Annotated in this window: 21 protein-coding genes and 2 pseudogenes; 11 read left to right on the forward strand and 12 right to left on the reverse strand. The window is 61.8% G+C overall.

Annotated elements, in window-relative coordinates; genetic code table 11:
• Window positions 1-2: 2 nt before the first annotated feature.
• The gene (locus ACI2JX_RS04070; RefSeq protein ID WP_404689443.1) at window positions 3-1,157 is read right to left on the reverse strand and encodes a cysteine desulfurase family protein; all 1,155 of its coding nucleotides are present in this window, start codon (window positions 1,155-1,157) and stop codon (window positions 3-5) included.
• Between the two features lie 164 nt (window positions 1,158-1,321).
• Entirely contained in the window at window positions 1,322-2,248 is a 927-nt protein-coding gene (locus ACI2JX_RS04075; protein ID WP_404689444.1) for a LysR family transcriptional regulator, read from the reverse strand.
• A gap of 140 nt (window positions 2,249-2,388) precedes the next feature.
• On the opposite strand from ACI2JX_RS04075, the gene ACI2JX_RS04080 reads away from it, so the two are divergent.
• Window positions 2,389-3,615 carry an acyl-CoA dehydrogenase gene (locus ACI2JX_RS04080; RefSeq protein WP_368973169.1) on the forward strand — a complete coding sequence of 409 codons (1,227 nt, stop codon included), beginning with the start codon at window positions 2,389-2,391 and terminating at the stop codon, window positions 3,613-3,615.
• A 77-nt stretch (window positions 3,616-3,692) separates the two neighbouring features.
• Here ACI2JX_RS04080 and ACI2JX_RS04085 read toward each other — a convergent pair whose 3' ends face one another.
• The 3 genes from ACI2JX_RS04085 to ACI2JX_RS04095 all read right to left on the reverse strand — a co-directional run bounded on the left by ACI2JX_RS04085 (window position 3,693) and on the right by ACI2JX_RS04095 (window position 8,434).
• On the reverse strand, window positions 3,693-5,045 hold the full coding sequence (locus ACI2JX_RS04085; protein ID WP_264233472.1) for an SPFH domain-containing protein: 1,353 nt from the start codon (window positions 5,043-5,045) through the stop codon (window positions 3,693-3,695).
• An 800-nt stretch (window positions 5,046-5,845) separates the two neighbouring features.
• A complete protein-coding gene (locus ACI2JX_RS04090) occupies window positions 5,846-6,937 on the reverse strand; it encodes a TerC family protein (RefSeq protein WP_404689445.1) in 1,092 nt (363 codons plus the stop codon).
• 189 nt (window positions 6,938-7,126) lie between these two features.
• Window positions 7,127-8,434, reverse strand: coding sequence for a phosphate ABC transporter substrate-binding/OmpA family protein (locus ACI2JX_RS04095; RefSeq protein WP_264233479.1), 1,308 nt, complete (start codon window positions 8,432-8,434; stop codon window positions 7,127-7,129).
• A gap of 303 nt (window positions 8,435-8,737) precedes the next feature.
• On the opposite strand from ACI2JX_RS04095, the gene ACI2JX_RS04100 reads away from it, so the two are divergent.
• From ACI2JX_RS04100 to ACI2JX_RS04115, 4 genes are all read left to right on the forward strand, one after another.
• Window positions 8,738-9,625 (forward strand): EamA family transporter, encoded by an 888-nt coding sequence (locus tag ACI2JX_RS04100; RefSeq protein WP_264233481.1) that lies wholly within the window; start codon window positions 8,738-8,740, stop codon window positions 9,623-9,625.
• Between the two features lie 92 nt (window positions 9,626-9,717).
• Window positions 9,718-10,038 carry a YbjQ family protein gene (locus ACI2JX_RS04105; protein ID WP_264233483.1) on the forward strand — a complete coding sequence of 107 codons (321 nt, stop codon included), beginning with the start codon at window positions 9,718-9,720 and terminating at the stop codon, window positions 10,036-10,038.
• Window positions 10,039-10,178: 140 nt separating this feature from the next.
• Window positions 10,179-10,367: a hypothetical protein gene (locus tag ACI2JX_RS04110; RefSeq protein WP_186555166.1), complete on the forward strand. Its 189-nt coding sequence runs from the start codon at window positions 10,179-10,181 to the stop codon at window positions 10,365-10,367.
• A 142-nt stretch (window positions 10,368-10,509) separates the two neighbouring features.
• Window positions 10,510-10,815, forward strand: a complete 306-nt coding sequence (locus tag ACI2JX_RS04115) for a hypothetical protein (protein WP_186555167.1) — start codon at window positions 10,510-10,512, stop codon at window positions 10,813-10,815.
• Window positions 10,816-10,897: 82 nt separating this feature from the next.
• On the opposite strand, the gene ACI2JX_RS04120 is transcribed toward ACI2JX_RS04115, so the two are convergent.
• Together ACI2JX_RS04120 and ampC are read right to left on the reverse strand one after the other, a co-directional pair.
• Window positions 10,898-11,230 carry a hypothetical protein gene (locus tag ACI2JX_RS04120; RefSeq protein ID WP_186555168.1) on the reverse strand — a complete coding sequence of 111 codons (333 nt, stop codon included), beginning with the start codon at window positions 11,228-11,230 and terminating at the stop codon, window positions 10,898-10,900.
• A 327-nt stretch (window positions 11,231-11,557) separates the two neighbouring features.
• Window positions 11,558-12,709 (reverse strand): class C beta-lactamase, encoded by a 1,152-nt coding sequence (gene ampC / locus ACI2JX_RS04125; protein WP_404689446.1) that lies wholly within the window; start codon window positions 12,707-12,709, stop codon window positions 11,558-11,560.
• A gap of 125 nt (window positions 12,710-12,834) precedes the next feature.
• Between ampC and ACI2JX_RS04130 the strand changes: the two genes are divergently transcribed.
• Window positions 12,835-13,827 carry a bile acid:sodium symporter family protein gene (locus ACI2JX_RS04130; RefSeq protein ID WP_404689447.1) on the forward strand — a complete coding sequence of 331 codons (993 nt, stop codon included), beginning with the start codon at window positions 12,835-12,837 and terminating at the stop codon, window positions 13,825-13,827.
• Window positions 13,828-13,933: 106 nt separating this feature from the next.
• Here ACI2JX_RS04130 and ACI2JX_RS04135 read toward each other — a convergent pair whose 3' ends face one another.
• From ACI2JX_RS04135 to ACI2JX_RS04145, 3 genes are read right to left on the reverse strand one after another with little or no spacing between them, the layout of a single operon-like run.
• The gene (locus ACI2JX_RS04135) at window positions 13,934-14,518 is read right to left on the reverse strand and encodes a TetR/AcrR family transcriptional regulator (RefSeq protein WP_404689448.1); all 585 of its coding nucleotides are present in this window, start codon (window positions 14,516-14,518) and stop codon (window positions 13,934-13,936) included.
• Window positions 14,519-14,531: 13 nt separating this feature from the next.
• The gene (locus ACI2JX_RS04140) at window positions 14,532-15,380 is read right to left on the reverse strand and encodes a 3-hydroxybutyryl-CoA dehydrogenase (protein ID WP_404689449.1); all 849 of its coding nucleotides are present in this window, start codon (window positions 15,378-15,380) and stop codon (window positions 14,532-14,534) included.
• Between the two features lie 12 nt (window positions 15,381-15,392).
• On the reverse strand, window positions 15,393-16,577 hold the full coding sequence (locus tag ACI2JX_RS04145; protein WP_264233494.1) for an acetyl-CoA C-acyltransferase family protein: 1,185 nt from the start codon (window positions 16,575-16,577) through the stop codon (window positions 15,393-15,395).
• A gap of 169 nt (window positions 16,578-16,746) precedes the next feature.
• Here ACI2JX_RS04145 and ACI2JX_RS04150 point away from each other — a divergent pair, with 169 nt between their 5' ends.
• Entirely contained in the window at window positions 16,747-17,763 is a 1,017-nt protein-coding gene (locus ACI2JX_RS04150; RefSeq protein ID WP_186555174.1) for an AraC family transcriptional regulator, read from the forward strand.
• Window positions 17,764-17,769: 6 nt separating this feature from the next.
• Here the strand turns inward: ACI2JX_RS04150 and ACI2JX_RS04155 are convergent, their stop codons facing one another.
• Window positions 17,770-19,299: a catalase gene (locus ACI2JX_RS04155; RefSeq protein WP_404689450.1), complete on the reverse strand. Its 1,530-nt coding sequence runs from the start codon at window positions 19,297-19,299 to the stop codon at window positions 17,770-17,772.
• A gap of 216 nt (window positions 19,300-19,515) precedes the next feature.
• Between ACI2JX_RS04155 and ACI2JX_RS04160 the strand changes: the two genes are divergently transcribed.
• Window positions 19,516-19,974, forward strand: a complete 459-nt coding sequence (locus ACI2JX_RS04160) for a nucleoside deaminase (RefSeq protein ID WP_264233497.1) — start codon at window positions 19,516-19,518, stop codon at window positions 19,972-19,974.
• Window positions 19,971-21,161 (forward strand): CynX/NimT family MFS transporter, encoded by a 1,191-nt coding sequence (locus ACI2JX_RS04165; protein ID WP_404689451.1) that lies wholly within the window; start codon window positions 19,971-19,973, stop codon window positions 21,159-21,161. The genes ACI2JX_RS04160 and ACI2JX_RS04165 overlap by 4 nt, the downstream gene beginning before the upstream one ends.
• On the opposite strand, the pseudogene ACI2JX_RS04170 reads toward ACI2JX_RS04165, so the two are convergent.
• Window positions 21,154-21,426 (reverse strand): annotated as a pseudogene (locus ACI2JX_RS04170) (PLP-dependent aminotransferase family protein); the annotation flags it as partial. The gene ACI2JX_RS04165 and the pseudogene ACI2JX_RS04170 overlap by 8 nt on opposite strands.
• A 98-nt stretch (window positions 21,427-21,524) precedes the next feature.
• Here ACI2JX_RS04170 and ACI2JX_RS04175 point away from each other — a divergent pair.
• Both ACI2JX_RS04175 and ACI2JX_RS04180 read left to right on the forward strand, forming a co-directional pair.
• Window positions 21,525-21,645 (forward strand): annotated as a pseudogene (locus ACI2JX_RS04175) (DUF6555 family protein); the annotation flags it as partial.
• 220 nt (window positions 21,646-21,865) lie between these two features.
• Entirely contained in the window at window positions 21,866-22,090 is a 225-nt protein-coding gene (locus ACI2JX_RS04180; protein ID WP_404689452.1) for a DUF2188 domain-containing protein, read from the forward strand.
• Window positions 22,091-22,459 lie beyond the last annotated feature (369 nt).

Consider the following 22,459-nt stretch of genomic DNA (forward strand, 5'->3'; position numbering starts at 1 on the left):
AGCTACCACAATGCAGTCGCAGCAGCCGATACCACTCGCTTGAACACCTCCACGGCTTTGTCTACATCCGCTTCGCTGGTGTAACGGCCAAGGCTCAGGCGCACACTGTTGCGTGCCTTGCGCTCGTCCAGGCCGAGTGCCAGCAATACATGTGAGGCAGCGTTGCTGGCTGAGTTACAGGCTGAGGTGCTCGACAGCGCCAGCTCACTGGCCAATGCAGCGCTATTGAAACCACTGGCATCGATGCACAGGTTCAGGGTGTGGGGAATGCGTTGCTCTGGGCAGCCATTGAGGCTGACACCGGGCAAGGCCAGCAGGCCGTTACGCAGGCGCGCGCTCAAGGCCTGGATGCGTTGCTGCTCGCTGTCGCCGGGCTCGCCGGCGAGGGCGAAGGCGCTGCCCATGGCAACGATTTGATGGGTGGCCAGGGTGCCCGAGCGCAGGCCGCGCTCGTGGCCGCCACCGTGCATTTGCGCGTACAGCTTTGGGCGCGCACGGGCGCCGACGTAAAGTGCACCAATACCTTTGGGGCCATACACCTTGTGCGCCGAGAACGACATCAGGTCGACAGCCTGCTCGGCCAGGTCGAGGTGCACCTTACCCACGGCCTGGGCCGCGTCGACATGCAGCAGCGCACCGTGGGCGCGAACCAAGGCGCCAATTGCAGCGAAGTCAGTCAGCGTGCCAAGTTCGTTGTTCACCGCCATCAGCGACACCAATCGGGTGTCTTCGCGCAATGCCTGGTGCACTGCGTCGGGCTGGATCAAGCCGGCCGCATCGGGCTTGAGCCGGGTCACTGCCCAGCCTTGGCGTTCAAGTTCGGCCACGGTGTCCAACACGGCCTTGTGTTCCAGCAGGCTGGTGATCAGGTGGCTTGGTTTACCACAGCCTTGGGCGACGCCTTTGAGCGCCAGGTTGTTCGATTCGGTGGCGCCGGAGGTCCAGACCAGGTCGTCCGGTTGCGCGCCTACCCGCTGCGCCACTTGCTTACGCGCCTGCTCGACCAGCTCGCGTGCGGCTTGTCCATAAAAGTGGCCACTGGAGGCCGGGTTACCGAAGTTCGCTTCTCGTCCAAGACAGGCGAGCATGGTTTCGATAACCCGGTCGTCGACCGGGGTAGTGGCGGCGTAATCGAAGTAGAGCGGGGCGCTGGGCATGATGAGGCGAATCCGTGCATGTCGCCTTGGAGGTGGCGATCGATGCATTCATGCTACTGGGTGTAGTCGGAAAGATTTTTCTATCTGTTTGGCTATTTGCACTTTTAGTAGAAAATACTTCTCCAAAATAAGGTATGGATAGCAAGAGCTCGCCATTTCCTAGCCTAGAGAGGTTCAAGCGCCTTTTCTTCTTCGATCACCACCCGCTCGCATAGCTCGATAATTTGCTCGCGCATCCAGCGGTTGGCTGGATCCTGGTCAGTGCTTTCGTGCCAATACAAATGAGTTTCCAAGGGCGGCACTTCCACCGGCAGCGGCAGGTGACACAGGTTGTGGCGGCGGGCGAAGCGTTCCGGCACGGTCATTACCATGTCGGTCTGCTGCAATACCTGCGAGGCCATCAGGTAGTGCTGCGAGCGCAGGGCGATCTTGCGCTGCACGCCCATCTTGCCCAGGGCCAGATCGACATAGCCCAGGCCGTTGCGGCGGCTGGAGATATGGATATGGGTCATGCCCAGGTAGTTGTCCAAGGTCAGCTTGCCGTCGGCCAAGGGGTGACCTTGGCGCAGGGCGCAGACGTAACGGTCCTGCATGAGTTTGACGTGACGCACTTGCGGGTCGGTGTTCAATGGCGCGTCGACGGCAAAGTCCAGGCGCCCGGCGGCCAGCTCCTTGGTGGTTTCACGGCGTTTGCACAGGAAACTCTCGATCATCACCGCCGGCGCCAGACGTCGCAGACGCTGGAACAGCGGTGGCAGGATCACCGCCTCGGTGAGGTCGGTCATGCTGATGCGAAAGGTCTTGTTGGCCTGTTGTGGATTGAAGATGCGGCTTTCTTGCACCGACACCCGCAACAGCGCGAGCGCGTTGCGCACCGGGCCGATGATGTTCTGCGCCATCGGCGTGGGCACCATGCCTTGGGCGGTGCGTACGAACAGCGGGTCGTTGAAGGTTTCGCGCAGCCGCGACAGGGCGTTGGACACCGCCGGCTGGGTGATGCCGACAATCTGCCCGGCACGGGTCAGGTTGGCTTCGGTATAGATGGCGTCAAAGACGATGAACAGATTCAGGTCAACCTTGCTGAGGTTCATGGGCGCCGCTCGTTGTTGGAGTTATGGCTCGATCATATATCGGTTATGAATGTTTATACACGCGGAAAATAGACTAGGTGGATCGACTGCGGCTGTTCTAGTCTCTGGCCCATGTTCTTCGTCCCGTGAAGGTAGCCCCAATGGATTTCGCCTATTCGCCCAAGGTCCAGGCTCTGCGTGAGCGCGTCAGTGCGTTCATGGAGGCCTATGTCTACCCCGCAGAACCGGTGTTCGAGCGCCAGGTTGCCGAGGGCGACCGCTGGCAACCCACTGCGATCATGGAAGAACTCAAGGCCAAGGCCCGCGCCGAGGGGCTGTGGAATCTGTTCTTGCCTGAGTCAGAGCTCGGAGCCGGCCTGAGCAACCTGGAATACGCGCCGCTGGCCGAGATCATGGGCCGCTCGCTGCTGGGGCCGGAGCCGTTCAACTGCTCGGCGCCCGATACCGGCAACATGGAAGTGCTGGTGCGCTACGGCAGCGAGGCGCAAAAACGCCAGTGGCTGGAACCGCTGCTGCGTGGCGAGATTCGTTCGGCGTTCGCCATGACCGAACCCGACGTCGCCTCTTCGGACGCCACCAACATGGCAGCCACCGCAGTGCGCGACGGTGATGAGTGGGTGATCAATGGCCGTAAATGGTGGACCTCCGGCGCCTGCGATCCGCGCTGCAAGGTGATGATCTTCATGGGCCTGTCCAACCCGGACGGACCCCGCCACCAGCAGCACTCGATGATACTGGTGCCCACCGATGCGCCGGGGGTGAAGATCGTCCGCCCACTGCCGGTATTCGGCTATGACGACGCGCCGCATGGCCACGCCGAGGTGCTGTTCGAGAACGTGCGGGTGCCTTATGAGAATGTTCTGCTCGGTGAGGGCCGCGGCTTCGAGATCGCCCAGGGACGCCTGGGGCCTGGGCGCATTCACCACTGCATGCGCTCGATCGGCATGGCCGAGCGCGCCCTGGAATTGATGTGCAAGCGTTCGGTCGAGCGCACCGCGTTCGGTCGGCCACTGGCGCGTCTGGGCGGCAACGTCGACAAGATCGCCGATTCACGGATGGAGATCGACATGGCGCGGCTGCTGACCCTCAAGGCTGCGTACATGATGGATACCGTCGGCAACAAGGTGGCGCGCAGCGAGATCGCTCAGATCAAGGTAGTGGCGCCCAACGTCGCCCTGCGGGTGATCGACCGGGCTATTCAGATTCATGGGGGGGCAGGGGTCAGCGGTGATTTTCCGTTGGCCTACATGTACGCCATGCAGCGCACCCTGCGCCTGGCCGATGGGCCGGATGAAGTGCACCGGGCGGCGATTGGCAAGTACGAGATTGGCAAGTACGTGCCTAAGGAGATGTTGCGCGGGCACTGATAGCGCCAGGCCGGTCTCTTTAGCGGTAACTGGCCGTGTGCAGCACTGCCAGTTACCGGTGTGACGCCCCTCAGGGATCAGGGTGTTTTCAGGTCCACCAGCAGATCCTTGGCCGCCTTGGTGGCCAAGACGCTCATCAGCCTACTCATCTCATCCTGGCGGCCGATGCCTGATTCAGCGCCGCCCATCATCACGTTCGGTACTGGGGCTTTGGCTGCCGCTTCAGCCCACGCGCGGTTGATCTGTACCAGCGCGTCGAGCTTGTTTTGCAGGGCACCATCGGCCTTGAGCGACGCCTCGCGGGCGTAGGCTTCGGCGTCGGCACTGATCTTGGTGGCTTGGGCATTGACCTGGGCTTTATCGCGCAGCAGCTCAGCAGTCTGCTTATCGATCTCGGCGCGGCGTTTTTCCCGATCGGCATTGATCAAGGCCAGCTGCTTTTCCGTCTCCGCCTCGGTGGTGCGCTCGATCTGCTGGCGCAGACTTTCCTGGCGCTTGGCCTCGACGTCCTTGGCGCCACGAGCGGACACCAACTCTTTTTCCTCTTCTTCCTTGAGCCGGTTTTGCCGGGCCACCGCCAGTTCCGCCAGCGCCTGCTGCACCCGCACCATACGCTCTTGATACTGCGGGTTGGGGTCGATATGGGTTACCCGAGCATCGACGACTTCGACGCCAAACAGGCGAAATTGCTGCTGCTTGCGCAGCTCTTGGCCATCTTTGTCGAGCTTCTTTTCGATGACGAAACGGGTGGCGCTGTTGTCGCCGAAACTGCCCTGGTCGGTGCCGGCCTGGAGTACGGCGGTCTGGGCTGGGAAGTGGTCGCGCTGTACGCGGATCTCCTTGCGACTGGTCAGGTACAGGCCATTGCGCAACTGGTTCTCGAACTCGGCACCAAAGTGGCTGCGATTGCCGGCATAGTAATCGTCGGCGCTCATCAGTGACGCCGTGGCTTGCAGGGTTTCCTTGACTGCCGGCAGCAGCGCACGCTGGAGGAAATTATCCGGCGTGCGGTACTCCTGGGCAATCTTTAGGAACGCATCCGCTGAGGGCAGGCGAAACTGGGTGCTGAACTCGGCCTTGGCGTCGACATTGCCCAGGAACACGATGGGCAGGTTTTCCAGGGTTACTGACGGATGACCACTGCGATTGCCTTCCTCGTTGTCCGCTTGCAGGGCCGACTGGACGCCGATAGTGCGCCGCCAGGAGGTGCTGCGGCCGAACCATTTGGTTGCGTAGCCCACGTCCTCGACGACTTTCTCCTCGCCGAAGATCGTCCGTACATGGGTCATCTGACCTGCTTCGTTGTAGAACAGCACTTGGTTGAACAGCGCTGCCAAAGCGGCGCAGGCGAGCAGCGGGGTGGCGATGACGGCAATGAGCTTGCGGTTGACGCGCAGTTGGCTGAGGTCAGGTATCGGTGGCTTTTCCATGAGGGCACTCCTTGTGAAGGGACGTGCATGCTGGTTAACAGGGGACAAGCTTCACAGTCAGCTAAATCATATAGCGCTGTAGGAGGCTTCTATTTTTGTTTGGAAGGGCTGGCGCTCGCAGCCGATCTGACCCAGCTCATACCGGATGCAACGCTTAACGCGGTGGCGTTCTATCGCGTGCGCTTTGGTGAGCGAGGAGGGGTGATCTATCAGTCGCCTTCGGGCTTGGCGGTGTGTTCTCCATAGGAACAAGTGGTCTTGGTACGCCCATATGTGCCTTGGTTCCGGTGGGTGGCGGGTCAGCAGTGGGGGGGGCTTGGAGGTAGTGCGGCAGGTGAAAGGCTGGCAGAGGAGTTATATGAGTTCGGACATGATTGATTTTGACAGTTGGCCGCAGCTTGTAAGAATTGCCTTCTTGGCAGGGCCGTTTTTAGTTGGATTGCCAGGTGTTGCCATGAGCCTGTACATCGCCAGTACTCGCGAATTCCACATCATGTTGTCTGCCATTCAAAGTCGTCCATGGTTTGAGCAACAGAAACGAGGGTGGGGTATCGGCGGGTTAAAATCTCGCTGGATGCTGGTCTGTTTCGTTTGCGGCTTGCTCTTACTCCCTGGACCACATATACGCAGGGGGGGCTAGATATTAACGAGCTGCGCAATTTTCCTCGGGGTTTGAAACGAAGGATGCTGGTTTCTGTATGGCTTACCATAATCGGATTCACGTGGATGATGGTCGCCTTTGTCCTCATCAGACTGTCCCAACCATGAAGCTTGGCGGCATTATGCTTTGAACGGGCAACTCAGACCCGCAAATGCGGGTCTTTCTTTTCTTCAGTGCTAGACGTTTGGCCGGGTTTGACTGCCTGTGAATCGGTAGCTTCACCGGTTTCGATGGAGCTATGACCAGCGTCCTCTTGCTGACTGTCCCGCGTCTTGAACAGCGACAACAGCACCCCGCCGAGCAACAAGCCGAACGTCACCCCCAGTGACAGCAACGCCGGCACCTTGCCCATCATCCCGTGGTAGAAAATCTTGCAACCAATGAAGATCAACACCAGCGCCAGCGCGTATTTGAGATAGACGAAGCGGTGCATCAACGCCGCCAAGGCGAAGTACAGCGAACGTAGGCCGAGGATGGCGAAGATGTTCGAGGTGTAGACGATGAAGGGGTCTTGGGTGATGGCGAAGATCGCCGGGACACTGTCGACGGCGAACACCAGGTCAGCCAGTTCGATCAACACCAGGGCCAGGAACAGCGGCGTGGCATAGCGCAGCGCCTTGCTTTGCCCCGGTGGGGTGAGGTGGACGAAAAAGTGCGGGCCGTGGATCTGGTCGGTGACGCGCATATGCCTGCGTACGAAGCGCAGCACTGGATTATTGGCCAGGTCCGGATGGCTGTCTTGTTTGGAAAAGGCCATCTTCACCCCGGTGAACAGCAAGAACGCGCCGAACAGATAAAGCACCCAGGCAAAGTTCTGCACCAAAGCCGCGCCCACGCCGATCATGATCGCGCGCAAGAACACCACCCCGAGAATGCCCCAGAACAACACCCGGTGCTGGTAGCGGCGAGGGATGGCAAAGAAGCTGAAGATCATGGCCATGACGAATACGTTGTCCATCGACAACGACTGCTCGACCAAAAAACCGGTGTAGAACTCCAGCGCTGACTGCGCGCCCAGTTCAAACCATACCCACACCCCGAACAACACGCCCACGCTGAAGTAGCCCGAATACAGCAGCAGGCTTTCGCGCATCTCGATTTCTCGGTCTTTGCGGTGCAGCACGCCCAGGTCCAGCACCAGCAGACCAATGACGATGGCGATGAATACCAGCCACAACCAGGCGCTGGTGCCGAGCAATGGGGTGGTGAGATAGGTGTGTAGAGCCGTCATGAGCCCCTCCTTGATTGTCGACGTTGCATGGCAACAGTGATCCGACATGGCGGCTTGGCAGCCGTCAGAGGGGCCCGGTATCACATGGGTTTGAGCCTAGACCCATTTCCCCCAGTGCTCGAATGCGACGCTGTTACATTTCTTTGCTTGGATCCTTGCCCCGGGATGAGGCCAGTACTGGCCAACTCGTCAATACACCCAAACCTCAACCCGCCGATTGCGCAGGCGCCCCTGTTCCTGATCGTTGTCGGCCACCGGCAGTTCATCACCCATGCCGGTCACCTCCTTGATCTGCACGCCATCGCGAGCCAACTCGCGGCGTACCGCCATCGCCCGCAAGCGGGAAAGGAGCGCGGCGCGCCCTGGCGTTTCCTTGGGGTCGCTAAAGCCGACCAGCACTGTCTTGACGTGCAACTTGCCCGTCTGGCGCAGGTAATCAGCCACCCGCCGCACATCGCGCAGCGCCTTGTTGTCGAGGCTGGCACTGCCTTGCTGAAAGCGGAAATTGACGGTCAGACGCTGCGCCTCCTCGGCCAGGTTGCGGTAGCGCGGCGGCATATCCGCTTGGGTGGGCACCGCCAGTGCCTTGACCTGCTGCGAGACAAACCCCTGTTCAGCGACAATCGCCTGGCCTGCCGGGCTCTGCGCGAACTCGGCCAGTGCCCGGGCCAACGGCTGCGGGTTGCTGGGCAGGTAAAAGTACAATCGCCGCGACAGCGGATAGTCTTCGCTGGCCACCCGCGCGCGGCTGGGCAGCAGGGCCGGCGCGTCGCCCTCGGCGATGGCCAGCACCTTGGCCCCGTGCACCGCAGCAAGGCTGCTAAAGCCAATCGCCTGGCGATCAGCCTTGACCCGCTCCGCCAGTTGCTCACTGGATTCAAAACGCAGCGCCTGGCTGTCCAGCACGCTGGCGTGAGTGTCCAGTACCAGCGCCTTGAAGGTTTCGAAAGTGCCGGAGCGGTCATCGCGCGCGTACAGACGAATCGGCCCGCCGGGCACGCCTAACTGCTCCCAGCGCGACACCTGGCCTGAGAACACCTGCGCCAGTTGCTCGGTGGTGAGCTTGGCCAGCGGGTTGTCCGGATGCACGATCAGCGCAACGCCGTCCAGGCCGATCACCTGCTCCTGGGCCGGGCTACGTAGATCGCCCAGTGCCCGCAGGCGCTGGGCTTCGGCTTCGCTGATGGGGCGCGAGGCGGCGGCAAGGTCGGCAGCGCCACTGCCTAGCGCGGCAAACCCTGTGCTAGAGCCATGCGCTGCGATCGCGACGCGGATCAACAGGCCCTTGAGATCGCGCGCAGTGATGTCGGTTTCATTAGGGGCCGCCCCTGGCGCCTGCTCGATAGCGCTGGCGCCTTGGGCTTGCAGCATGCCTTGGATCAGCGCTGGACCCAGCGCCGCGCCGATGGTGTTGGAGCCTTGCACATGCAGCTGCGCCGGCTCAGCCAAGGCCAGCAGGGGCAGAATACACAAGAGCAAGACGCAGAGGCGGTGCATGCCGGGGACCTGTGGCATAGAGATGCACCGCAGATTACGACAGTGGGATGACCGCTAGATGACAGTCAATTTGACAGCGGTTGCGCCGCGGGTAATCCAGCGGGGCTGGGGCAGGCAGGTAGCCGCGCTACCTGCCGGGCGACGGCCTCAGTGTGCTTGCGCCGCCAGCACAGCCCCCTTTGAGCGAGGAACAATCTCAGACTGTTGCGCAACCCTGGACCGCAACTGTGTCGGTCCGGCGCCAGCAAAAGCCCTTATGCTGTAACGAAATATGTCTAGAACAGCCTGAAGAAGGAAGTCGCAATGCCACTCAAGGACCTGCTGATTGCCCTGGTGGTGATCATCGTCTGGGGAGTCAATTTCGTGGTGATCAAGGTCGGCCTCGACGGCCTGCCGCCCATGTTGCTTGGCGCCTTGCGTTTTCTGCTGGTGGCATTCCCGGCGGTGTTGCTGATCAAGCGGCCGAATTTGCCCTGGCGCTGGCTGATCGCCTATGGCGCAACGATCTCCCTCGGTCAGTTCGCCTTCCTGTTCCAGGCCATGCATAGCGGAATGCCGCCGGGGCTGGCTTCGCTGGTGTTGCAGTCGCAGGCCTTCTTCACCCTGGGCTTCGCCGCGCTATTTCTCGGGGAGCGTCTGCGCCCGGCCAGCCTGATTGGCTTGTTGGTGGCTGCGAGCGGCTTGGCCCTGATCGGCAGCGAGAACAGTAGCCATGTGCCGCTGGTAGCCCTGTTGCTGACCCTGTGCGGCGGTGCCATGTGGGGCATGGGTAACATCATCACGCGCCGTTTCGGTTCAGTGAACCTGGTGGCGTTGGTGGTCTGGGGCGGGCTGATTCCGCCGCTGCCGTTTCTGCTGCTGTCCTGGTGGCTGGAGGGGCCGCAGCGCATGGCTGATGCGTTGAGCAACATCGGCTTGAGCTCGGTATTGGCCCTGGCATTTCTGGCCTACGCCGCGACCATGCTCGGCTACACCCTGTGGAGCACGCTGCTGTCGCGTCACCCTGCGGGCAAGGTCGCGCCTTTCTCGCTGTTGGTGCCGGTGGTGGGCTTGAGTTCATCGGCCTGGTTGCTGGATGAACGACTGAGTGCCATGCAGGGCTGGGGCGCGTTGTTGGTAATGCTGGGGCTGCTGATCAACGTATTCGGTCCGCGGATCAGCCAGCGCCTGCGCCCGGCCAGCGCGCAATAAGCGCTTACGAAAACGCCGCAGACCTTGCCGGGAGGGCGGGCAAGGTTTGTTAGCATGCGCTTCTTTTGCCTAATCCAAGGGAGCGCCCGTACATGATCATTTCCACTACCAGCCAACTGGAAGGCCGTCCGGTCGCTGAATACCTTGGCGTGGTCAGCGCCGAATCGGTGCAGGGCATCAACTTCGTGCGCGATTTCTTTGCGCGCTTTCGCGACTTTTTCGGTGGCCGCTCGCAGACCCTGGAGGGCGCACTGAAGCTGGCGCGTGAGCAGGCCACTCAGGAGTTGATGGCCCGGGCACGTCAATTGCAAGCTGACGCCGTGGTCGGCGTGGACTTCGAAATCAGCATGCCGTCGGTGCAGGGCGGCATGGTCGTGGTGTTCGCCACCGGTACGGCGGTGCGTTTGAAGTAAGGCCATGTGCCACTGGTCGGGTCCGTGGATTTTGTCCGGGCGGTCCGAGAATGACCGGCTAGTCTCACTTCAACAGGCCGCTGTTCATCTAGGCAAGCACGCTGCTTGCCGACACGGTCACCTCTGGAGGGAGACAGGGCATGAGCGAATCCTTTTTCGAAGACATGAATGATGCATTCCCGATCAACAGCCAGGTCCGTTGCGGCCAGACGGCTTTTCGCCTGGGCTTTGCCAACATGACCCTGGACGAATCGGAGCAGCTGCAGCCTGCGTCGCTGCAGCGCAGCAAGAAGGGTCGCTTCACTCCACGGGTGCCGACCAAGAAGTAAGCCGACCGCCAACGCCCCGCTCAATGGCGGGGTTTTTTTTGCCTTTGTTGATCCTGCTCATGGTATCGGCGTGTTGCCCTCGCACGCGACTCGATGCTGTGGTCTTCTTGCGCGGCATTTCGCCAATGGAGGATTGATTTCGATGCGAATCAGGGAAGAGGCCTACTGGCAGTGGGCCGATGCGCAGTTGCACAGTCGCAGCCACGATGAGGAACTCAGTGATGGCACCAGCATCGATGTGCAGGTGCGCCTGTCGCGCCTGGGGGCCACGCAGTTGTTCCTGGGGCTATATGCCAAGAACGGTGCCGCGTTGCACGAAGAGTATCATCCGACGCGTCCAGGCGAGACCATGACACGAGCGCTGGTCTGGGGCGTTGAGCGCGGGCGGGCGCTGGCCACTGGCGCCTTGCCATTGCCGCAGGTGCAGCGGCCTAGGCTTCAGGCCTGAAGGACGGCGGTTGCAGAACCGGCGAAACCGCCCATGAAAAAGCCCGGCCTTTGCGGGCCGGGCTCAAGTAGCGGTGTACAACTCAGTTCAGTGGGTCGATCACCTTGACTGCCTGCCGCTCACGGGCGGCGGGCCATTCTTGTTGCAGGGTCTGCAGCACGCGGCCAACGAACTCGGTGTCGGCGGCGGCTTTCTTGCCGACGTAGCCTTGGCCACGGCGGTAGACCTTGAAGCGGGCGCGCATGGTTGGCAGGTCCGCTTCGAATTGATCTTCGACGCTGTTCGGCGGCAGGCGGTCGAGGCGTACCTCGCCGGTCTGGCTGAGCCACAGCAGATGGTCGTCAAGGCTGTCCTTGCGCGCGGCGAACAGCTGGGCCAATTGGTCGATAGTCGGTTTGTCGTTCAAGTTCATCATAAAGCCCCCATTACCCGTCGATTAGTGATTTCACACTTGGCGCTACCCATGTAGCGCGCTACCAAGGCTGCTACAGCAGCATTGCAACAGGGGCTTTCTCACGCTGCCTTTTGGACAGTTCCCTCTCCATGGACGGCCTGCGTTACCGCGCAGGCCGTCTGGAACACCCTTGCCACCGCTCCCGATCAGGGAGACGGCTTCATCATGCACAAGGCCGATTCACGTCGTCAACAGTTTTGTAGTGAATATTTTTTCTCACTACATCTTGTCTGACAATCCACTCGGCAACGCCCTGGGCGATGCCCCCGAACAGCGCTAAAAGCTAGATTATTCAGGCGCCTGGATCTGCGTGAGGATGCGATATGCCGCCTCTACCCGGGCCTCGTTGGGGTAGTTGCGATTGGCGAGCAGGGCAACACCCATACCCTTGGATGGGATGAAGGCGACGTAAGCGCCAAAGCCTGCGGTAGACCCGGTCTTGTTGTACCAGGCGGCTTGCGCTGCTGGGCTTGCCGGCAGTAGCCGCTGGGTGGGCTGGGGCTTGAGAGCAAAGTCTGCGCCATTACCCTTGCGCAGGGTGTCGAGGCTGACCGGGTAGGGGTAGCGCTCCCAGCCAAGGCCCTGGGTCATGGTGCCGACCTGGAAGTAGCCGGTGTGGGTGATGGCGATGGCCTGCTTGAGCGTTGGGCTGAGGCGGTCGGGCTGCAGTTGCAGGCGCACGTAGCGCATTGCATCGACCACATCGGTTTTGATGCCGTAGGCCTCATCAGCGAAAGGTCCAGGATTGACCCGCACCGCTCGGTCCTGCGCATCGTAGCCCTGCGCGTAGAGGCCCTGCGCAGCAGCGGGAACCGCCAGGTACGTGTGCTTCAAGCCCAGTTGCGGCAGCACGGTTTGGCTCATCAAATCGGCAAACGGGCGCTGCTGCGCGCGCGCGGCCAGATCGCCGAACAGCCCAAGACTTGGGTTTGAATAGCAACGCTGTGTGCCGTGCTCGCCACGGGGTTGCCACTGTTGGTAGAACGCCAGAGCCTGGGCCGAGGTAGTGACCTCATCCGGGAATTGCAACGGCAGGCAATCGGCGCTGTAAGCGCCAAACTCCAGCACGCTGGCCTTACCCAGTGGCGCACCTGCCAGGGCCGGCTGGTAGCGACTGGCGGGGGCGTTCAGATCAAGCTTGCCTTCGGCACTGGCCAGGGCTGCGAGGGTAGCGGTGTAGGTCTTGCTCAGCGAGCCGACTTCGACCAGCGTTTCGCGGCTTACCGGCTGGCGCTCTTGCTTGTTGGCCAGGCCGTAGGTGAAGTAGTGCTCCTGGCCATTGACGAACACCGCCACCGCCATGCCGGCAATGGCATGGTCGCGCATGAGTGGTTGAATGATCGCGTCGACCTGGTTGTGCAGGTCATCGGCCAGCACCTGACTGCTGGCAAGGGACAGTACAAGGCCCAACTTGAGCAGGCGAACAGAGGTATAGCGCATGGGGTTTCCTGGTCTGAAGCGTGCGCAGTGTCCGTTGAGCGACACTGCTGGGGGTTCCGGCGTTAGCGGTAAAGGTGGCCAGACCTTATCGTCTGCCCTTGCACAATGACAAGACGGAACCTGTGATGAAGTACTTGCGCATGCTCTTTGACAATTTCACCCTGGCCTTGCTCGGGGTCGTGCTGATTGCCACGTTACTGCCATGTTCAGGCGAGGGCGCGGTACTGTTCGGCTGGTTGACCAACCTGGCCATCGGCCTGCTGTTCTTTCTGCACGGCGCCAAACTGTCGCGCGAGGCGATCATTGCCGGTGCCAGCCACTGGCGGTTGCACCTGCTGGTGTTCTCTTGCACGTTCGTGATGTTCCCGCTGCTAGGGCTGGCGTTCAAGCCACTGTTCGTGCCGTTGGTGGGCAACGAGCTGTACCTGGGCGTGTTGTACCTGTGTGCCTTGCCAGCCACCGTGCAGTCGGCGATTGCTTTCACCTCGCTTGCGCGGGGCAACATACCTGCTGCGATCTGCAGCGCGGCCGCTTCCAGCCTGTTGGGGATCTTCCTGACGCCATTGCTGGTGATGCTGCTGCTCGGTGCCGACGGCGATACCGGTTCGGGCCTCGATGCGGTGCTGAAGATCACCCTGCAACTGCTGGTGCCGTTCGTGGCCGGCCAGATGGCCCGACGCTGGATCGGTGATTGGGTCAAGCGCAATGCACGCTGGCTGAAACTGGTCGATCAAGGCTCGATTTTGCTGGTGGTCTACACCGCGTTCAGTGAGGCGGTGGTCACGGGCCTTTGGCTTACCGTGTCGGCGCAGCATCTGGCGGGGTTGTTTGCAGTCTGCGGGATTCTGTTGGCCGTGGTGCTGGTGGGCACGCGACTGCTGGGACGGGTGCTAGGGTTCAATATCGAGGATCAGATTACGATCCTGTTTGCCGGCTCGAAGAAGAGCTTGGCCACCGGCGTGCCGATGGCGCAGGTATTGTTCGTTGGCAGCGGGATTGGCGCAATGATCTTGCCGTTGATGCTGTTCCACCAGATCCAGTTGATGGTCTGCGCGGTGTTGGCGCAGCGTTATGCCAGCCGGGAAGAACCTGCCGAACAGGTCTCGGCGGCGTCCTGAAGTTGACGTGGAGCTGTGCCGGCCCTATCGCGGGGCAAGCCCGCTCCTACAGGGGTTGAGGAGGTTGTGTGGGAGCGGGCTTGTCCCGCGATAAGGCCGGCACAGCCTAGCGCAAGGTCCTCTCGATCCCACCCAGCAACACACTCTCCATCAGCGCAAGGCTCTGATCTTCAGGCAAGCCCCGGCCATGCAGCCACCCTGGCAACTGATTGAGCAGGGTCGCCAGCACATGCGCAGTGGCCGCCAGCCTCTCACCTGCCAGCGAGGTCTTGGGCGCAATCAGGTGCAACAAGCCCGCCTCGTAACGCTTGCGTGCGACCAGCAAACGCGCTTGCTGGGTTTCGCTCAGGCAGCACAGGTCGCGCTCGGCCAGGCGAAACTGCAGCGGCCGTTCGGCATGCAGTTGCCAATGCGCGGCTACCAGGCTTGCCAACACCGGCTTGCCTCGCGCCAATGCCCGTCGCCCTTGATCGAGGGTCGCTTGCAGCTCCTCGTACAACTCCTCGATCAGGTCGTAGAGCAGGTCCTGTTTACTGGGGAAGTGGTGGTACAGCGAGCCTGCCGTCAGACCGACATGCGCCGCCAGCTCGCGCATGCTGACCTGGCCGAAGCCTTTTTCGGCAAACAGTGCCATGGCCTTGTCGCGACGCTCATCGAAGTTGGCACAGCGCAGGGCAGCGTTGGCTGGCATGGCACTCGCTCCATCAGTAGGTGAAGAACCCGCGGCCACTCTTGCGCCCCAAGTAGCCGGCGGCGACCATTTCCTTGAGCAGCGGGGCAGGGCGGTATTTGCTGTCGTTGAAGCCCTCATGGAAGGCCTCCATGATCGCCAGCAGCGTGTCCAGGCCAATCAGGTCAGCCAATGCCAGCGGGCCGATCGGTTGGTTGCAGCCAAGGCGCATGCCGGTATCGATATCCTCGGCGCTGGCCAGGCCCTCCTGACGGACGAAGATCGCCTCGTTGATCATTGGCACCAGGATGCGGTTGACCACAAAGCCTGGGCGATTGCCGGCGGTGATGGGCGTCTTGCCGAGCTTCTCGGTCACCAGCAAGGCCTGGGCGTAGGTGCTGTCGCTGGTTTGCAGGCCACGAATGATCTCGACCAGCGCCATCATCGGCACCGGGTTGAAGAAGTGCACGCCGATGAAGCGCTCAGGGTGCTCGATGCTGGCGGCCAGCTGGGTGACCGACAGCGACGAGGTGTTGGTGGCGATCAGGCAATCGGCGCTAACGTTGGCCGCCACCTGCTTGAGGATGCGCAGCTTCAGCTCGAGGTTTTCGGTCGCGGCCTCGATCACCAGCTGCGCGCTGCTCAGGGCGGCGTAGTCGGTACTGGTGCGGATACGCGTCTTGGCCGCCTCGGCCTGATCAGCGGCGAGGGTACCTTTGCTGACCTGACGCTCGAGGTTCTTGCTCAGGGTGGCCACGCCGCGTTCCAGGGCAGCATCCGAAACGTCGATGACCAGCACCTGGAAGCCCGCCACGGCACACACCTGGGCGATCCCATTGCCCATGGTGCCGGCGCCGATCACGGCGATCTGTTCAATGCTCATGTTGACGATTCCTTACACGCGTTCGAAGACGACGGCGATGCCTTGGCCGCCGCCGATGCACATGGTAGCCAGGGCGTAGCGGCCCTGGATGCGCTGTAGTTCATGGATGGCCTTGGTGGCGATAATTGCCCCGGTGGCGCCTACCGGGTGGCCCAGGGAAATGCCCGAGCCGTTGGGGTTGACCTTCTGCGGGTCGAAGTCCAGCGCGCGGGCGACCGCGCAGGCCTGGGCGGCGAAGGCTTCGTTGGATTCGATCACGTCCAGGTCGCTGACCGACAGACCGGCTTTTGCCAGCACCTTCTGCGTAGCCGGAATCGGCCCTAGCCCCATCAATGCCGGTTCCACCCCCGCATGGGCGTAGGCCACCAGCCGCGCCAATGGCTTCAGGCCCAGTCGGCGCACCGCATCGCCGGTGGCCAGCACCAGCCCGGCGGCGCCGTCATTGATGCCGCTGGCATTGCCCGCGGTGACGCTGCCATCTTTCTTGAACACGGTCTTCATGCCGGCCAACTGCTCGGCGCTGACATCGCCGCGCACATGCTCGTCCACGGCGAACTGCACGCTGCCCTTACGGGTCTTGAGCTCCAGCGGCACGATCTGGCTGGCGAAACGGCCTTCGGCGATGGCGCGGGCGGCGCGTTGCTGGCTGGTCAGGGCCAGTTCATCCTGCATTTGCCGGGTGATGCCGTGCTTGGCCGCAACGTTCTCGGCAGTGATGCCCATGTGGAAGTGTTCGAACGGATCCTGAAGAATGCCGACCATGTAGTCGATGCCCTGCAGGTCGCCCATGCGTGCACCCCAACGAGCTTGCGGCAGTAGATAGGGGCCGCGGCTCATCGATTCGGCACCCGCAGCCAAGGCTACATCGCAATCCCCCAGCAACAAGCCTTGGGCTGCCGAGACGATTGCCTGCAGGCCTGAGCCGCACAGGCGGTTGACGTTGAACGCCGGGGTTTCCTTGGGGATGCCAGCGTTCATTGCCGCCACCCGGCCCAGATAGGCGTCGCGCGGCTCGGTGGGGATCACGTTGCCCATGACCACATGACCGATCTGCTCGGCCGCCACGCCTGAACGCTCGATCGCCGCACGGGTAACCGCGCTGGCCAGATCTGCCAGGGGCAGGTCCTTGAGCGAACCGCCAAAGCCACCGATGGCTGAACGCACGGCACTGACAACGTAGATTTCTGCACTGCTCATATGAGGCTCCAATTGCGAAGGCGTGGCGGGATAGGGCCTGGCTCTGCGAGAATGACCGCGGTATCCACAATGGGTCGAGTCTAGGCAAAGGTCGAGGCAGGGCCTATGTCGGATCTGCTCAGTCAACCTGGCATTTTTTGCCACTCAGCCTAGACAGTGAACATCAACCATGCGCGATAGCGATTCGGTCGCGGTGTACTTTCTCAATGCCATGGTGCATGCCCTGCGCGATCAGCCCGAGCAGCGCGATGGCCACTTGTTGGCCGTTGGCATCGACCCCGCCTTACTCGATCAACCCCAGGAGCGGGTGCCGGCCAAGGCCTTCGCGCGCCTGTGGCTAGACCTGATCCATGCGCTTGACGATGAGTTTTTCCGCCTCGACAGCCACGGCATGCCGATTGGCAGCTTTGCCTTGATCTGCCGCGGGCTGGTGCAGGAGCCGAACCTGGAGAAGGCCCTGCGTCAGTGCCTGGGTAATTTCGCCCTGTTTTTGCGTGACCTGCGCGGGAGTTTTTCGGTGCGCGGCGGGCGCGCGGTGATCAGCGTGCAGTCGAGTATCGAAGACCCGCTGACCCGGGTCTATGCCGAAGAAACCTACCTGGTGTTGGTGGTCGGTTTGCTGTGTTGGTTGGCGGGGCGGCGTATCGTCATCGACCGCACCGAACTTGCCGTCGCCCGACCCACCCAGGAAGACGACACGCTGTTGTGGGGGCCTGATCTGCGTCTGGGCAGTGGCCGCACCGAGGTTGAGTTCGACAATGCCTACCTGCGCCTGCCGGTGGTGCAAGACGTGGCAGCCTTGAAAACCTTCTTGCGCACCGCACCCCAGGGGCTGGTGATCCGCTTTCGCAATCAAAATGGTTTGGTCGCCGAGGTTTACCGGCATTTGCGCGCCAGGCGCTATGGCCAGTGGCCGACGCTGACTGCCCTGGCTGAACGTCAGGGCTTGAGTGCCAGCAGCTTTCGCCGCCAGCTGGAACGTGAAGGGCGCTCGTACCAGCAGATCAAGGATGAAGTGCGCCGGGCCATGGCCTTCGAGCGTCTGCGCGAGGGCAGCCTGAGCATCGCCGAGATCGCCGAGCAGACCGGCTTTCAGGAACCCAGCGCGTTCCATCGCGCGTTCAAGAAGTGGACCGGGCATAGCCCGGGCAGTTACCGCTCGCGGCTCAATCGCCACGAGCGCTAGGCGCTTTCAGTCTTCGAGTTTGGCCGCCAGTACTTTCATCTGCTCCAGATCGCCTTTGGCCACCTTGGCCACACCTTCGCCATAGGCCGGATCAGCCTTGTACAGGAACGACAGGATGATCAGCTTGCTTTCATCATCGGCTGCTGCCAGCGACTGGCCAAAGCTGTTGATCAGGTCGCGCTGCTCAGCCTCGGAGAAGGAGCGGAACAGCTCGCCAGCCTGCTTGAAGTTCTGCTCACGGGCGATCCCTTGCTGCTGCGTGCTGCCCGCCAGTGGCAGGGCACTGTAGCGCGCCGCCTCAGACGTGGTGCGTGGTTTTAGGCGGCTGGGTTGATAGTTGACGCTGTCTTTGCTGCGACCGGGGTTGTGCGCGCCATCCTGGTTGCCATTGTCTACCGCTGCCCGAGGCTGATTGATCGGCAGGCTGCTGGCGTTGGCGCCGACGCGATACATCTGCGTATCCGCATAGGAGAACAGCCGACCTTGCAGCAGACGATCCTCGGAAGGCTCGATCCCGGCGATCAGGTTGGACGGGGCCAGGGCCACCTGTTCGGTTTCCTGGAAGACGTTGTCGACGTTGCGATTGAGCACCATTTGGCCGACACGACGTTCGGCTACATCGGGCCAGATCTTGGTGGGGTCTAGTGGGTCGAAATCGAACTTGGCCAGCGCCTCTGGGCTCAGGGTCTGAATGTACAAGTCCCATTTGGGGTGTTCGCCACGACTGATGGCGTTGATCAGGTCAGCGGTCATGTGGCTGAAGTCTTTGCCTTGGATCTGCTCAACGGCGGCTGGGTCGAGGTTGACCTGGCCCTGCAGGCTTTTCCAGTGAAACTTCACATAAGTCGTCTCGCCCTTGGCGTTGACGAACTTGTAGGCGTGCACGCTGTTGCCGTCCATGTGCCGGTAGCTTTTTGGCGTGCCTTGGTTGGAGTACAGCAGGGTCAGCGTGCGGGTGGCTTCGGGTATGTGCGAGAACAGGTCGAAACGCCGTTTGTCATCGCCCAGGTTGGTGCGTGGATCGGGCTTGAAGGCATGCACCATGTCCGGGAACTTGATCGCATCGCGGATGAAGAAGGTTGGGAAGTTGTTGCCCACCAGGTCCCAGTTGCCGCTGGCGGTGTAGAAGCGGGTGGCAAAGCCGCGTGGGTCGCGCAGGGTTTCTGGCGAATGCAGGCCATGCACCACCGAGGAGAAGCGCACGAACACCGGCGTGCGCAGGCCAGGAGTGAACAGCGAGGCTTGGGTCAGCTCGCCGAGGTCTTCGAAGGCGGTGAATATCCCGTGGGCGCCCGTGCCGCGGGCATGTACCACACGCTCTGGGATGCGCTCGCGGTCAAAGCGTTGCAGCTTCTGGATCAGCTGTACGTCCTGCAGCAGCACTGGGCCTGCAGCGCCGGCAGTCTGCGAGTGCTGGTTGTCGCCCACGGGCGCGCCATTGTCGCGCGTCAGGTGGGCGGCATACAGGCCGTTGCTGGCGAACAAGGCCGAAGCGAGCAGCGCGGCTGCCAAGCGGGTGGGGCGGGTTACTGGCATCTGAGGAGCCCTTGTCTAGTGGGTCGGGCCTGCGATGCTAAGTAGCTTGCTGCGCCACCACTGTCGGATCTTTCTCCTTCTGCGCGATGCTTTTTAGACGGCGCTTATCAGGCATCGGCTTATTCAGGTGGCCACTGAGGTGCATCCAATCTCTTCATTTCAGCCACAGCCCGCGAGACGGGATAATGCTGCCCTCTGCAACAGGAGTAGTGCTTCATGTCCAACCAACAGTTCATGCGCGAGGCCCTTGATCTGGCCCGCGCCAATATTCAAGCCGGTGGCCGTCCGTTTGGCGCCGTACTGGTCTATCAAGGTCAGGTGCTCGCCCGCGCGGTCAACGAGATTCATCGCAGCCAGGACCCGACTGCCCACGCCGAAATGCAAGCCATCCGCCAGGCCGCGCAGGCCTTGGGCCGGCCACGCCTGGATGGGGCCGAGATCTACGCTACTGGCCACCCTTGCCCGATGTGCCTGGCCGCGATGCATTTGTGCGGCATCGAGCGGGCCTGGTTTGCCTATGACAACGACGAAGGCGAGCCCTATGGCCTGTCTACTGCCGCAGTCTATGCGCAGATGGCCAAGCCACCGCAGCAGCAAAGCCTGCCGCTGCGCCCGCTCAAGCCGGCAGGCGAAGCTGATCTGTACCGCCAATGGCAGCAGGTTCAGCAGGCATGAGAGGCGCTTTTAATCTGCTGCTGGTGGTCTTGTTGGCGCTCAACCTGCGGCCGATTCTCACCAGCATAGGCCCGCTGCTCGAACCGATGCGCGCCAGCACTGGCCTTGGCTATCAACAAGCGGCGCTGCTGACAGCACTGCCGGTGCTGTGCATGGGCCTGATGCCCTTGCTTCACCCGTGGCTACGCCGCTGGCTGAGTGAGCATGGCGGCATGCTGATGGGCTTGGCGGCGATTGCCGTGGCCTGTCTTTGGCGCTTGCAGCTGGACACGGTCTGGGCGCTGATTGCCAGTGCGGTTGTCGCAGGCCTGGGGGTGGCAGTGGTGCAGGGCATGATGCCGGGGTTGGTCAACCGCTGGTTCCCCGGCCGCCTGGCGGCAACCATGGGGTTGTACTCGGCGGCCTTGATGAGTGGTGGTGGCTTGGCTGCCGTACTCGGCCCGCACATCAGTGGCTATTTCGGCCATTGGCAGGCGGGCCTGGGTATCTGGGCAGTGCCGGCCTTGCTGGGATTGGTCGCCTGGGCAGTGCTGCGTCCGCGCCAGGACACGCCCACGTTCGCCAGTGGCGGCGGTGGGCACTGGTTCGGCAACCGTCGTGCGTGGCTGCTGGCGGTGTACTTCGGCTTGATCAACGGCGGCTACACCAGCATGGTCGCCTGGCTGCCGGCTTATCATTTGGAGCACGGTGGCACTGCTCAAGGTGGCGCCGATCTGGTGGGCCTGATGACCCTCTTCCAGGTTGCAGGCGCACTGGGTTTGCCGCTGTTGCTGCGGCGTTTTGCCGATCGCCGTCTGGGGCTTTGGCTGGCGTTGTCGATTCAGCTGTGCGGTTTCCTTGGCCTGCTATTGGCGCCGACTGCGGCGATGGGGCTGTGGGTGGCGCTGATCGGTCTGGGCCTGGGCTCGTGCTTCAGCCTAAGCCTGACCTTGACCCTGGAACACCTGAAAACCCCGGCCGAGGCTGGTAGCCTGGCCTCGTTCGTACAGGGCATCGGCTTTATCATCACTGGCATCGTGCCCTACATCACCGGCTGGCTGCGCGATGTCAGCGGCGACTTCCAGGCTTCGTGGATGCTCCTGACCTGCACGGTACTGGCCATGCTGCTGGTGACCGCGCGGTTCGCCCCGCAGGGCTACGCTGGCGCTATCGCCCGACCCGAGCGGGCAGCCCAAGCGCTTAGCTGAGCTGATGCAGGGTATCGCGCACCCGGTCCAGCAGTTCGTTGGCGCTAAAGCCCGGGGCCAGCCCCGGTCGCACCGGCGCTTCGCTGAAGAACGGCGCCAGAGAGTACAGACCTACCTCGACCTTGCGGGCCAGGCTGATCAACAGCTCGACCTCCACCCCGGGGCTCGCCAACGCGCTCAGGTGACAGCCGGCGTTGGCCGGTACCGCCGTCAACCAGGGCGCCAGGTCGGTGTCCAGGCGCGCCAGGATCCTACGACGGGCTGCCAAGCTCTTCTGGACTCATCCGATTGAATTTTTCTCCCATTAGATACCTCAATAGCGCATGACTAGGCAGGGATTGTTGTGCCAGCACTTGCACGTACGTGATCGACCACGAACTGCACGGCAATCACCGGATTCATCATTTGCCTAGAAAAAATGGACAACGCCGTCACCTGGTATTGGGCCAGTTGCGATGCCGGCGTCGGCATCATCCCCAGGTTCAGTGCTTAGTGTTGGACACCTGACCCATTAGCTTGGAGGTTTAGTCATGCAACCTAAGACCGAGGGCCCCGAAGAGAAGGGGCCAAGCGATGTCCCCTTCATCAATGACCCGCAAAAGCCTACTTCGCCACCCTTGAATGACGCTGACGCCACGGATGCAGCGGAAGCTGAAGAGGATATACAGGACGATGGCCAGTCAATTTAGCTGGATGAGAAGACTATGGATAACTATCACCTAAACCCGACGTCGGATGGATGGGAGTTGAAGAAAGCCGGTGCTGACCGGGAATCCAAGCGGGCTGCGACGAAGCAGGAACTGGTCAGCATGTTGCCAGCCTTCTTTGAAGGCAAAACGGCTTCTGTGAAAATTCACCAAGCAGATGGCACGATTGAAGAGGAGCGCACTTACCCTCGCTCAGCTGACCCACGTCGAACCAAGGGGTGAACACTGTCACAGCGCGTGATCTCGGAATCGATCTCACCAGCGCCGACGGTTTGTTCAGGTGGTTGCTCGCCAGTTTCCTGATGGGGAAGCGGATTCGCTCAAGCGTCGCAGTGCAGACTTATCGAGTCCTGGTCGACCAACAAGCTGCCGATACACCGGTTAGACTCGCTCGCTGCTCGCATTCGACACTCGTCCGTTTGCTGGGCGAGGGAGGTTATGCCCGTTACGATCAGTCGACTGCCCGGCGTCTCCATGCGCTAGGCTGCACCCTGGCTTCAAAGTGGGAGGGTCAACTTCAAGACATGCAGGCGGGTTCTCTCAGTAGCGACGATTTTAAGCGCTGGCTGCTGAGCTTCGAAGGCGTGGGCC

It is taken from the genome of Pseudomonas sp. NPDC088890, assembly GCF_044900155.1.
GTDB lineage: Bacteria > Pseudomonadota > Gammaproteobacteria > Pseudomonadales > Pseudomonadaceae > Aquipseudomonas > Aquipseudomonas urmiensis.

What these genes read in the sequence shown, in the direction of transcription:
- ACI2JX_RS04100 (WP_264233481.1), top strand. Translation starts at nt 8,738, where the DNA reads ATGCCACTCAAGGACCTGCTGATTGCCCTGGTGGTGATCATCGTCTGG.
- ACI2JX_RS04135 (WP_404689448.1), bottom strand. Translation starts at nt 14,518, where the DNA reads ATGCCAGCCAACGCTGCCCTGCGCTGTGCCAACTTCGATGAGCGTCGC.
- ampC (WP_404689446.1), bottom strand. Translation starts at nt 12,709, where the DNA reads ATGCGCTATACCTCTGTTCGCCTGCTCAAGTTGGGCCTTGTACTGTCC.
- ACI2JX_RS04180 (WP_404689452.1), top strand. Translation starts at nt 21,866, where the DNA reads ATGGATAACTATCACCTAAACCCGACGTCGGATGGATGGGAGTTGAAG.
- ACI2JX_RS04090 (WP_404689445.1), bottom strand. Translation starts at nt 6,937, where the DNA reads ATGACGGCTCTACACACCTATCTCACCACCCCATTGCTCGGCACCAGC.
- ACI2JX_RS04115 (WP_186555167.1), top strand. Translation starts at nt 10,510, where the DNA reads ATGCGAATCAGGGAAGAGGCCTACTGGCAGTGGGCCGATGCGCAGTTG.
- ACI2JX_RS04105 (WP_264233483.1), top strand. Translation starts at nt 9,718, where the DNA reads ATGATCATTTCCACTACCAGCCAACTGGAAGGCCGTCCGGTCGCTGAA.
- ACI2JX_RS04095 (WP_264233479.1), bottom strand. Translation starts at nt 8,434, where the DNA reads ATGCACCGCCTCTGCGTCTTGCTCTTGTGTATTCTGCCCCTGCTGGCC.
- ACI2JX_RS04150 (WP_186555174.1), top strand. Translation starts at nt 16,747, where the DNA reads ATGCGCGATAGCGATTCGGTCGCGGTGTACTTTCTCAATGCCATGGTG.
- ACI2JX_RS04080 (WP_368973169.1), top strand. Translation starts at nt 2,389, where the DNA reads ATGGATTTCGCCTATTCGCCCAAGGTCCAGGCTCTGCGTGAGCGCGTC.
- ACI2JX_RS04120 (WP_186555168.1), bottom strand. Translation starts at nt 11,230, where the DNA reads ATGATGAACTTGAACGACAAACCGACTATCGACCAATTGGCCCAGCTG.
- ACI2JX_RS04085 (WP_264233472.1), bottom strand. Translation starts at nt 5,045, where the DNA reads ATGGAAAAGCCACCGATACCTGACCTCAGCCAACTGCGCGTCAACCGC.
- ACI2JX_RS04140 (WP_404689449.1), bottom strand. Translation starts at nt 15,380, where the DNA reads ATGAGCATTGAACAGATCGCCGTGATCGGCGCCGGCACCATGGGCAAT.
- ACI2JX_RS04165 (WP_404689451.1), top strand. Translation starts at nt 19,971, where the DNA reads ATGAGAGGCGCTTTTAATCTGCTGCTGGTGGTCTTGTTGGCGCTCAAC.
- ACI2JX_RS04110 (WP_186555166.1), top strand. Translation starts at nt 10,179, where the DNA reads ATGAGCGAATCCTTTTTCGAAGACATGAATGATGCATTCCCGATCAAC.
- ACI2JX_RS04160 (WP_264233497.1), top strand. Translation starts at nt 19,516, where the DNA reads ATGTCCAACCAACAGTTCATGCGCGAGGCCCTTGATCTGGCCCGCGCC.
- ACI2JX_RS04145 (WP_264233494.1), bottom strand. Translation starts at nt 16,577, where the DNA reads ATGAGCAGTGCAGAAATCTACGTTGTCAGTGCCGTGCGTTCAGCCATC.
- ACI2JX_RS04075 (WP_404689444.1), bottom strand. Translation starts at nt 2,248, where the DNA reads ATGAACCTCAGCAAGGTTGACCTGAATCTGTTCATCGTCTTTGACGCC.
- ACI2JX_RS04155 (WP_404689450.1), bottom strand. Translation starts at nt 19,299, where the DNA reads ATGCCAGTAACCCGCCCCACCCGCTTGGCAGCCGCGCTGCTCGCTTCG.
- ACI2JX_RS04070 (WP_404689443.1), bottom strand. Translation starts at nt 1,157, where the DNA reads ATGCCCAGCGCCCCGCTCTACTTCGATTACGCCGCCACTACCCCGGTC.
- ACI2JX_RS04130 (WP_404689447.1), top strand. Translation starts at nt 12,835, where the DNA reads ATGAAGTACTTGCGCATGCTCTTTGACAATTTCACCCTGGCCTTGCTC.